The sequence below is a fragment of the Actinophytocola sp. genome (assembly GCF_035942955.1).
In the GTDB taxonomy this organism is placed as follows: domain Bacteria; phylum Actinomycetota; class Actinomycetes; order Mycobacteriales; family Pseudonocardiaceae; genus DASYTH01.
In genome coordinates, this window is record NZ_DASZCQ010000183.1 from 1 (window position 1) to 9,896 (window position 9,896).

Below are 9,896 nucleotides of genomic sequence, written 5' to 3' on the forward strand. Positions count from 1 at the left end.
GGCCTGGGGTTGGGTTGGGTGGGTGGTTGCGGGCCGGTGTTGGGTGGTCGGGGGGCGTAGGTGGTTGGCTGACGACGCCTGCGGGCAGGGCTCGTTCCTCGCCCTGCCCTTGTCGTCGTGTGGCGGCCGCCCTCGCCAAAGATTGGTCGACCCCAGCGACACTTCCAGCGGACACTTTCGAACACGCCAGTCGTTGAGACTTTCGAACACGCTAGTTGGGGAGGGTCGGACGCACTTTCGAAAAGTGCTAGTCGGTGAGGCTCGGGAGGTCCTGGGGGTTGCCGATGAGGGGGGCCAGCGGGTCGCCGAGGTCGTGGACGCGGTCGAGCACGGTGCGGATGGTCCACCGGTCGGGTCGTAGGTCGGGGTCGTCGAGCTCGTCCCAGGTGATCGGGACCGACACCGGGGCGCCAGGGGCCGGGCGGGTGCTGAACGGGGCGACCAGCGTCTTGTTGATGGCGTTCTGGGTGTAGTCCAGGCGGGCCCGCCCGCTGCGCTGGTTGCGGTACCACTGCCAGCTGACCAGATCGGGCAGGATGCGGCCGACGACCCGGGAGACCGTCTCGACCCAGGTGCGGGTGTCGGCGAACGTGTAGCCGGGGCGGACCGGGATCCAGATCTGGATGCCGCGTTTGCCGGTGACCTTGGGCATGCCGGCCACGTCGAGATGGTCAAGGGCGTCGCGGTAGAGCCGGGCGAGCTCGACGAGGTCGTCGAACCGGGTGGTGGCGCCGGGATCGATGTCGATCAGTGCCCAGGTGGGCTGGTGCACGTCGGGCAGCCGGGAGGTCCACGGATGTAGCTCTATGCCGGCGAAGTTGGCCATCCAGACCAGCGCCGGCACGCTGTCGAGCACGGCGTAGCACTGGGTCTCGTCCGGGTCGGCCTCGGTGTTGTGCCAGCGGGTCAACCAGTCCGGCGCGTGATCCGGAACCTCCTTGTGCCAGAACCCGGGCGCGGCAACGCCATCGGGGTAGCGGTTGGCGTTCACCGGCCGGTCCGCCAGGTACGGCAGCAGAAACGGGGCGATCCGCGCGTAGTAGCGGATCAGCTCCCGCTTGGTGACCGGTGGTTCACCGTCGCGGCCGGGAAACAGCACCTTGTCCAGATTGGTCACCTTCACCCGGCGGCCGCCCACCGCCCACCGGCCCTCCCGGTCGATCGCGTCGAGCGCGGCCAGCTCGTCGGCCGTCGGTGGCTCCCACCGCCGCGCCGGTGCGGCCAACCGCAGCTCGGCCTCGCCGGCGGGCACCCCGCTGCGCCACAGGGCCTCCGGCGCGGCGGCCACCTCGTCGTTGGTGCGGCCGGTCTTGACCGACCGCGGCAGCTGCTCGGGATCCCAGCCGCGCCGGGCGTGATCGTCGTTCTTGTGGATCAGCAGCCAGTTGTCCCGGCCGCGCCGGTCGGTGTCGCGCCGGATGAGGACGAACCGTCCGGCCAGCTTCTGACCCCGCAGGTCGAAATGCAGCTCGCCGCGCTCGATCGCCCTTGCCGGGTCGACACCCTCGGCCGGCTGCCAGGTGCCCCAGTCCCAGACGATGACGTCCCCGCCGCCGTACTGACCCGACGGGATCACGCCCTCGAAGTCGAAGTACTCGATCGGATGGTCCTCGACCTGCACCGCCAGCTGGCGCGCCTTCGGGTCCAGCGTCGGCCCCTTCGGCACCGCCCAGCTGGCCAGCAGCCCGCCCACCTCCAGCCGCAGGTCGTAGTGCAACCGCCGGGCGCGGTGCCGGTGCACCACGAACCGGTCCCCGCGCTCCCTTGTCGCCCGCCGTGCGCTCATCACCACGGGGTACCCCGGCCGGGGTGTCGGTGAACTGGTTTCCCGCGGTCCCCGCCGGGTAGCCGGAGCCCATGTCTGTCAACGATGAATCCGCAGGTCGGCGTGCCGATGACGAGCACGACGAGGTGAACGAGGACGGCAGCGTCGGCGTGGGCACCGACGGCAGCCTGGTCAGCGATGTCGATCGGGACGAAGATGCCGGCGTCGGGGTCGGCACGGACGGCAGCCTGGTCAGCGACAACGACGACCGCGCGGACGACGACCGCGAGGACCGCGGCACGGCGCGGTGACCGGCCGGCGCCCAGCGCCCCGGCAGCGGTCAACGCGTGTCGGTTTCCCGTTGGCCCGCCGGCGGAACGATCTCCACGATCGACGCCATGGTGATCAGATCGGGGCAGAGTCGCCGGTCGTTCCACAGTGTCCGGATACCCACCCAGAACTGATCGGTGCCGGGATCGCATTCGACCGGGCCGGTCACGACGCCCGAGGCGACCGCGCTCCGCTCGTCGTCGCCATCGACCCGGTACCGGACGATGGAACCGCGCGGCGGCTCCTGCATGGCGTGCTCCTGGTGCTCGGCGTCCGACGTCACGATGATCCCCTCACTGCCCGAGCGGGCGGTCATCAACTCCCACGCCAGGTGGATACCCGCCCACCGGGGTTCAAACGGACGCCGCCGCCCATGAGAACCGCGGCGAGCGGGACGGCGATCACGGAGTCGCCTGTGGACATCGCAGGCGAGCCCCCGGCGCCGTCAGGAGTTGTCCGAGATGGCTTTCCTTGCCAGGTCCTTGATGCGGTCGAACAGGGAAAGCGCCGGTCCGGCAAGGGTGTTGGCGGTGGCGGACTCCACGCCCGGGTGCGGGTGCGTGGGGGCGATCGCCTCGGCCGCCTTGACCGCCGCGGTCAGCGCGCGCAGCTGCACGGCGGGGACATTGCGGCGTAGGTAGCGGAACTCGTAGGCCTCCTCCTTGCTGGCGTGGTCGAGCACGTCGACGCGGAGCTGGTCGAGCAGCCGGGGGAACTCGGGCGCGTCGGGGCCCATCTCTTCCAGCGTCGCCAGGGTTTGCTTGGCGTCGTGCTCCTCGGCGAGCCGGTCGTCGGCGATCTGGTTGCCGCCGTCGACGGACAGCCGGGTCAGCGGGCGCACCACCTGCTCCTCGGCGGTCTCGTGCACGGCAAGGAGCGTGACCAGCCGGCGGAAGGCGTCGCGGCGGGCGTCGCCGGTGGCCGCCTCGACCGCACCGAACAGGTCGCGAATCTGTGCATGTTGCTCGATGAGCAGATCCACCACGTCGTGCTGGATCATGGTGCCGGTCATGATCGTCTCCGCTCTGGTCAGGTGCGGTTGCTGCCCTGCTGCTGCAGTTCCGGCGCCGGATGCGGGCCCTCGGTCTCCAGCCGGTAGTCGGTGCCGAACGCCTCGCGGTGCGCGTCGATGATCGCCTCGCTCGGCGGAGTCTCGCCGCCCATGAGCGCGTCCTGCATCCGCTCGAACCGTTCGTGGGCCTCGCGGACGTAGCCGGAGCCCAGCGTGGTCAGGTCGATCTGGGTGTCCAACAGCTGGCGCAGGTAGGCCTTGTTCGGCTCGAACATCAGCGGGGCGGGCAGCTCCGGTGGCAGCAGCTCGGCCGGATCACGCCCGTCGTGCTCGCGCAGCAGCTCGGCGGCGATGCGCAGCTGCTCGAGCTCCATGTTCAGGTGCAGCTCCCAGATCGCCTTGACCTTGCGGTCGGACTCGGCCTGCATGAACGAGTGGTAGAGGTAGCACTCGTTGTACTCGTGCAGCAGCAACCGTTCCCACCACGTCTCCCCGGGGTCCACAAGGGACTCGTAGTGCGTGACGTGCTCCTCCTCGATCAGCGCGATCTCCTGGTAGAGCTGGCGGGCGATCGGCTCCATGTACTGCGGTCCGACGTTCATGTAGAAGTTCATGGTCTGCTGCTCGGCCGACATCACGGTCAGCGCGTGCATCTTCGACAGCGGCGCCGCGGAGTTGCGGTCGTACGGGTCGCGGACGTTGTCTGCCGGGTGCCGGTGATGGAACTTGGTCGGGCGCCCCGGCATCACCTCGGTCAACCCGTCGACGATCTTCTCCGCCTTGCGGTGCTGCACCATCTCGTACAGGTTCGCGTACCGGTACAGGTGATCGAAGTCCTCCAGCACGCCGAACTCGTAGGCCTGCTTCAGGTACGGGTCGGGCTCCATCCGGGCCACCCACGCGGTCAGGTCGACGGCGACCTGCTCGTAGGAGATCGTCGTCTCCAGGGGCGACGACTGGCCGGGCAGCAGCCAGTTCACCACCTTCTGCTGTTGCTGCTCGATGTAGCGGATCTCGGCCAGCCTGCGCTTGACCTCCTGGTCCTGGCACACCCTGGCAAACTGGTGACTGAACAGGATCGACTCCACCTCGATGCCGTTCATCGTGATGATCCGGCACTTGGTGTACGGATCGCTGTGATCCGGATCCACCGGAAGCACGTTCAGCTCACGCCAGTTCCGCAGTTGCTGATCGAGCGGAATTCCGCGCTGCTCAAGCGGATTGAAGGTCATCACTCGCCCCATGCGGTCACGTCGGAAGGTCGGACGCGCACGGCTACCCACGCGCTTCCGGCGGAAAACCCGCGAGCCCAACCCAAAAGCGCGCGCCGGAAGGCGCTCCCCGACACGAGGTCATCGGCGCGGGCGTCGTCGTGGTCGTTGTTCGGCCGCGTCGAGTGCCGGAGCGAGTGGGGCGAGCGCGGTGCGGAGCAGGTCGGGTAGCGAGCCGGACGGCACGACGAGCCCGCCGGGCGCGGGGGCGGCCTGCCGTACCCATTGCTGGAGTGCGACGCGCACCGCGGCGGCCACGCTCGCGGCGAGGATGCGGGCGGTGTGCCGGTCGGGGTCGCCGAGGCGTTGGGCGATCGCGTCGGCGAGGGGTTGCTCGATCGCGGTGGCGGTGTCGACGAACGCGTCGCGCAGGGTGGGGCTGGTGGTGATCATCAGCAGCGCGTCGCGAGCGCGTTCGCCCGGGTCGGTGTACTGCTCCACGAGCGCGTCGACCACCGCGTCGGCGAGGCGGACGCCGGCCGGCCGGGCGGCGACCGCGGCCGCGACCCGCGCTTCCCGTTCGGCGGTGACGGCGGCGACGATGGCCTGTTCGCGGCTGGAGAAGTAGTTGTTGTAGGTCCTCGGTGAGACACCGGCCGCGTCGGCGATGTCGTCGACGCGCACGTTGTCCGGCCCCCGCTGCAGGGCCAGCCGCAGCGCCGCCTCGCGCAACGCCTCACGGGTGGCCCGCTTCTTCTGCTCGCGCAACCCCGCCCGTCTCGCCGCCACCCCGCCATCATCACACACGAAGTGCGTATGCGCAAACTTGCGCATGCGCACTTTTTGTGCTTAGGCTGAGTCCCGTACCGGCAGGAAGGACCACACCCCATGCGGGCCAAGGGAATCAGCTACCACACCGGCTTCGTCCTCAATGGAGCCAACTCCCGGGAGCGCTTCGACCAGGACCTGGTCAAGCGCGAGCTGGGCATCATCCGGGACGACCTGCACTGCACCGCGGTCCGCGTCATCGGCGGCGATTCCGAGCGGCTGGAGCTGGCCGCGAGAGACGCCGCCGAGCTGGGCCTCGAGGTCTGGTTCTCGCCCTATCCGCTGGAGCTGACCACTCAGGAGATGCTGGCGCTGTTCGCCGACTGCGCCGAGCGGGCGGAACGGCTCCGGCGGCAGGGCGCCGAGGTGGTGTTCGTCGCCGGCGCCGAGCTGAGCGTGATGAACAAGGGGTTCCTGCCGGGCGACACCCAGCGCGATCGGCTCGGGTTACTGCTCGGCCAGCGGGACCCGGATCGCCTGCGCGAGCGGGTCGGCGAGCTCAGCGCCCTGGTCAACGACTTCCTCGGCAACGCGATCACACTCGTCCGCGAACGATTCGGCGGCAGGGTCACCTACGCGGCCATCCCGCTCGAGCGCGTCGACTGGGCACCCTTCGACATCGTGGGCGTGGATCTCTACCGGTCGGCCGAGGTCGCCGAGCGGTTCGCCGAGGGCGTCCGCACCCTTGTCGCGCAAGGAAAGCCGGTCGCGATCACCGAGTTCGGCACGGCCACCTACCGCGGCGCGGGCGATCGGGGCGGCCGCGTCCTGGAGGTCGTCGAGTTCAGCAAGGACACCGGCGCGGCGATCCGGTTGGACGGCGAGTACGTCCGCGACGAGGCCGGCCAGGCCGCGTACCTGCGCGAGCTCTTGGAGATCTTCGACGACGCCGGCGTGGACAGCGCGTTCGTCTTCCTCTTCGCGCTCGACGGCTTCGTCCACCGCCCCGACGGCGACCCCCGCGACGATCTGGACCTGGCCAGCCCCGGCATCGTCAAGGTCCTCGACAACCGCCACGGCCACACCTACCCCGGCATGCCATGGGAACCCAAGGCCGCGTTCACCGCGCTCGCCGAGTACTACCGCGGCTGAACCGACCGTGGTGGGCAGGGGACGCCGACGAACTCCGGGTGGGCGCCGTCGGTGAACCGGCAGCCGAAGGTCGGTCGGGACACGGTGTGCCGGGACAGGATGTCGTCGCCGGGTGGGCGGTGGCCGGTGCGCACCCAGCGGACCAGGTCGGTGAACCCGCGCCGCAGCTCGGCCTGGGTGAACCCGCAGTGCGCGTTGCCGCGGACGGCCCGGGCGACGAAAAGCCGCGACTGGTGGTGGGCGGCGACCTCGCGCGCGTAGATCTGCTCCATGGACAACGGCACGAACAGGTCGCCGATGGTGTGCAGAGACAGCACCGGGATGCGTGGATCGCCGGTCACCGCGGGGATTCCGGTGAGGTCGGGGCTCGCGCTCGCGGTCGGCGCCACCCGCAGCACGGCGGCGTTGAGTGCCCGTTCGGCTCCGCTGAGGGCCGGGTTGCCGTCGAGTTGGTAGACGGTGCGGCGGTTGTCGGTCACGTTGCCGGGGGCGATCCCGGCGGTGCCGGCCGACAATCCCGGGTAGAGGCCGAAAAGGAACGGGATGTCGGTCAGCGGGGCGCGGCCGAACGAGCTCCAGTACGCCATCGCCGAGTCCATGCCCGGTCGGGTGCCGCCGCTGCGCTGCTCGACGCTTGCCTGCCACGCCATGCCGAGCTCGGAGAGTCGCACGTCCGGCGTGTTGAACCCGGTGCCGAGCCGCGGCAGCAGGCCGAGGACCTGCTGGCGGAACTCCGGCGCGTACGCCTGCCCTTCGGCGAGCGTGGCCGGGAAGCGGATCGCGGCGCCGGTCAACGCGGCCGCGGTCACGTTCGCGTCGAGGAAGAAGTCGAACAGCTCCTTGTCGCCGAGCACGCCGCAGTACGGCATCGCGCCGACGAAGTCCCCGCGGTGGTGCTCGATCGCGGCGGCCGTGATGTGCCCGCCCATGGACACTCCGGTCAGGTAGACGTTCCTGCTTCGTGCCCCGGTGACCGTGCCGAACAGGTCGATCAGGGCGTGCGTGTCGGTGACGCCGTGCCCGACGTCGTAGCCGTTGGTCTGGTAGCTCGACGCGGCCCAGGCGAAACCCTGCTCGACGTGGAACCGCCGGAGGGCCGGGTCGTCCACCCAGACGGTGGTGCCGGTGCCGCGGAAGCCGTGCGCGAACAGCACCAGCTCGCGGTTCCAGCGCTTGGGGACCTCGATCCGGTACGCCGAGCCGTTGGCGATCCCGGCGTACACCCGGGAGATCTCCCGGCCCCGGTCGTCGGTGAGCGGGGTGAACGCGACCGTGGTGCCGAAGTCGCAGTGCGGATCGGCGATCGTGTAGCCGGGTTGGGTGGGGCTGGGCACGGGCGCGGCGCAGGCCACCTGCCCGGCGGCGGGCGTGGCCATGGCGAAGGAGCAGGTCGCGATCATGACCGTGCTCAGCGCGGTCAGTCCGATACGCATGAGGGCATCCGACTCCCCGCCCGGGGAATTGTCAATGCGACCGGTGATGCGACCATCCGGTGTCTTGGTGGGTGATCCGGTCCTGTTCTACGTTGTCTGGGTGGAGCACAAGGTTACGGGTGTTGTCGCGAGGAGCAAGGGCGCGCCGGTGGAGTTGGCCACGGTGCTCGTTCCGGATCCGGGCCCCGGCGAGGCGTTGGTGACGGTGCAGGCGTGCGGGGTGTGCCATACCGATCTGCACTACCGGGAGGGCGGGATCAACGACGACTTCCCGTTCCTGCTCGGCCACGAGGCGGCCGGTGTGGTGGCGGCGGTGGGCCCGGACGTCGTGGACGTGGCGCCGGGTGACTTCGTGGTGCTGAACTGGCGGGCGGTGTGCGGACGCTGCCGGGCCTGCCGCAGGGGTCGGCCGTGGTACTGCTTCGACACCCACAACGCCGCGCAACCGATGACGCTGGAGGACGGGACCGTGTTGAGCCCGGCGTTGGGGATCGGTGCGTTCGTCGAGCAGACGCTGGTCCACTCAGGACAATGCACGAAGGTCGACCCGGCGGCGCGGCCGGCGGCGGTGGGGTTGCTGGGGTGCGGGGTGATGGCGGGCATCGGCGCGGCGATCAACACCGGGGGAGTGGGTCGGGGCGACTCGGTTGCGGTGATCGGCTGCGGCGGTGTCGGCGACGGCGCGGTGCTCGGGGCGCGGCTGGCCGGTGCGGCGACGATCATCGCGGTGGACGTGGACGAGCGGAAGCTCGAGTGGGCCAAGGACTTCGGCGCCACGCACACGGTCGACGCCGGCGAGACCGATCCGGTGGCGGCGATTCGGGAGCTGACCGGCGGGTTCGGCGCGGACATCGTGATCGACGCGGTGGGCCGGCCGGAGACCTGGAAGCAGGCCTTCTACGCAAGGGACCTGGCGGGCACGGTGGTCCTGGTCGGGGTGCCGACGCCGGACATGACCCTGGAGCTGCCGATGATCGACATGTTCAGCCGGGGTGGGGCCCTGAAGTCGTCGTGGTACGGCGACTGCCTGCCGTCGCGGGACTTCCCGATGCTGGTCGACCTCTACCGGAGCGGGCGGCTGAACCTCGACGGGTTCGTCTCCGAGGAGATCGGGCTCGGCGACGTCGAGGCGGCGTTCGACAAGATGCACCGGGGCGGCGTGCTGCGCTCGGTGGTGGTGTTCCAATAACGGCAACGGTTTCCGGATCGGCGCCGCCCGACGCGGTGAGTCCCGGGTTCCGCCCGCTACGACATTCGGGTGCTTTCGGTATCCGGGCGGACACCGTCTGGTGAATTTGTTTTAGGTTCGAACCTTCTCGAGTGCCGCGGGAGGGTCGATGCCCGGCGTTGGCGGGGCGCACCGGGAGCCGGATCCACGCACCGCCTCGGACCAGGCGGAGTTCCGGTCGTTTCTCCGCGAGTTGATGCGCTGGGCCGGTTACCGTTCGCTGCAGCAGCTCGAGGCGGCGGCCCGGCAGCACGGTGGCGCCATGCCTGTGTCCACAGTGGACCGTGCGTTGAACACCGACCGGCTGCCCACCGCCGACTTCGTGCGCCGCTTCGTGGCCGCCTGCCACGGCGACGTCGAACGCTGGGTGGCGGCGAGAGAGGCGTTGGCGGACCGGAGATACGCCCGGGATCAGCCGTCCGCCACCACGGTCGGCACGCAGGCCCCGGACCGGAACGGTGACCCCGCCGACATCTGCCCGTACCCGGGCCTTGCCGCCTTCACCTCCGCCCAGGCGGAGTGGTTCTTCGGGCGGGAACGCGCCATCGCGGAAGTCGTGCGGCACCTGGCCCAGCGGCTCGACGGGTCGGGGCCCCTTGTCGTCGCCGCCCCGTCGGGAGCCGGAAAGTCCTCGTTGCTGCGCGCCGGGCTGATCCCGGCGCTCGAACGCGGAATGCTGCCCGGATCGCGCGGCTGGCCGCGGCTGCTGCTCACCCCGACCCCACAACCGCTCGACGAGCTGGCCGCTCATCTCGCCGGCCTCGCCGGTGCCGAAACCCGGGTGCTCGCCGGCGAGTTGACCGCCGATCCCACCGGGCTGGTCGACGTCGTGCAGCGGGTGCTTGCGGCCCGCCCGCGGAGCCACCCGGCGCAGCCGAACAAGGTCCTCATCGTGGTCGACCAGTTCGAGGAGGTCTTCACGCTCTGCACGAGGGAGTCCCAGCGACGGGGGTTCGTCCGGGCCCTGTGCGCGGCCACCACCCGTGCCGGCGGCGCG

Annotated in this window: 10 protein-coding genes; 4 read left to right on the forward strand and 6 right to left on the reverse strand. The window is 70.4% G+C overall.

All coding sequences use genetic code 11. From position 1 onward, the window contains the following. Positions 1-247: 247 nt before the first annotated feature. Positions 248-1,786, reverse strand: a complete 1,539-nt coding sequence (locus VGX25_RS18060; RefSeq protein ID WP_326918981.1) for a DNA polymerase ligase N-terminal domain-containing protein — start codon at positions 1,784-1,786, stop codon at positions 248-250. Between the two features lie 71 nt (positions 1,787-1,857). On the opposite strand from VGX25_RS18060, the gene VGX25_RS18065 reads away from it, so the two are divergent. Beyond that, on the forward strand, positions 1,858-2,076 hold the full coding sequence (locus tag VGX25_RS18065; RefSeq protein WP_326918982.1) for a hypothetical protein: 219 nt from the start codon (positions 1,858-1,860) through the stop codon (positions 2,074-2,076). A 29-nt stretch (positions 2,077-2,105) separates the two neighbouring features. On the opposite strand, the gene VGX25_RS18070 is transcribed toward VGX25_RS18065, so the two are convergent. The 4 genes from VGX25_RS18070 to VGX25_RS18085 all read right to left on the reverse strand — a co-directional run bounded on the left by VGX25_RS18070 (position 2,106) and on the right by VGX25_RS18085 (position 5,107). Next, complete coding sequence (locus VGX25_RS18070) at positions 2,106-2,345, reverse strand: hypothetical protein (protein ID WP_326918983.1); 240 nt, start codon at positions 2,343-2,345, stop codon at positions 2,106-2,108. 195 nt (positions 2,346-2,540) lie between these two features. Further along, complete coding sequence (locus VGX25_RS18075; RefSeq protein ID WP_326918984.1) at positions 2,541-3,107, reverse strand: hemerythrin domain-containing protein; 567 nt, start codon at positions 3,105-3,107, stop codon at positions 2,541-2,543. Between the two features lie 17 nt (positions 3,108-3,124). Next, positions 3,125-4,339, reverse strand: a complete 1,215-nt coding sequence (locus VGX25_RS18080; RefSeq protein ID WP_326918985.1) for a hypothetical protein — start codon at positions 4,337-4,339, stop codon at positions 3,125-3,127. 120 nt (positions 4,340-4,459) lie between these two features. Further along, complete coding sequence (locus tag VGX25_RS18085; protein ID WP_326918986.1) at positions 4,460-5,107, reverse strand: helix-turn-helix domain-containing protein; 648 nt, start codon at positions 5,105-5,107, stop codon at positions 4,460-4,462. Positions 5,108-5,206: 99 nt separating this feature from the next. Here VGX25_RS18085 and VGX25_RS18090 point away from each other — a divergent pair, with 99 nt between their 5' ends. Continuing rightward, positions 5,207-6,238 (forward strand): hypothetical protein, encoded by a 1,032-nt coding sequence (locus VGX25_RS18090; RefSeq protein WP_326918987.1) that lies wholly within the window; start codon positions 5,207-5,209, stop codon positions 6,236-6,238. Here VGX25_RS18090 and VGX25_RS18095 read toward each other — a convergent pair. After that, positions 6,226-7,671, reverse strand: coding sequence for an alpha/beta hydrolase (locus VGX25_RS18095; RefSeq protein ID WP_326918988.1), 1,446 nt, complete (start codon positions 7,669-7,671; stop codon positions 6,226-6,228). The two genes, VGX25_RS18090 and VGX25_RS18095, sit on opposite strands and share 13 nt — an antisense overlap. Positions 7,672-7,771: 100 nt before the next feature. Here VGX25_RS18095 and VGX25_RS18100 point away from each other — a divergent pair, with 100 nt between their 5' ends. Both VGX25_RS18100 and VGX25_RS18105 read left to right on the forward strand, forming a co-directional pair. Next, positions 7,772-8,860 (forward strand): S-(hydroxymethyl)mycothiol dehydrogenase, encoded by a 1,089-nt coding sequence (locus VGX25_RS18100; protein WP_326918990.1) that lies wholly within the window; start codon positions 7,772-7,774, stop codon positions 8,858-8,860. A 148-nt stretch (positions 8,861-9,008) separates the two neighbouring features. After that, positions 9,009-9,896: ATP-binding protein (locus VGX25_RS18105; RefSeq protein ID WP_326918989.1), on the forward strand; the 888-nt coding region annotated here is incomplete at its 3' end.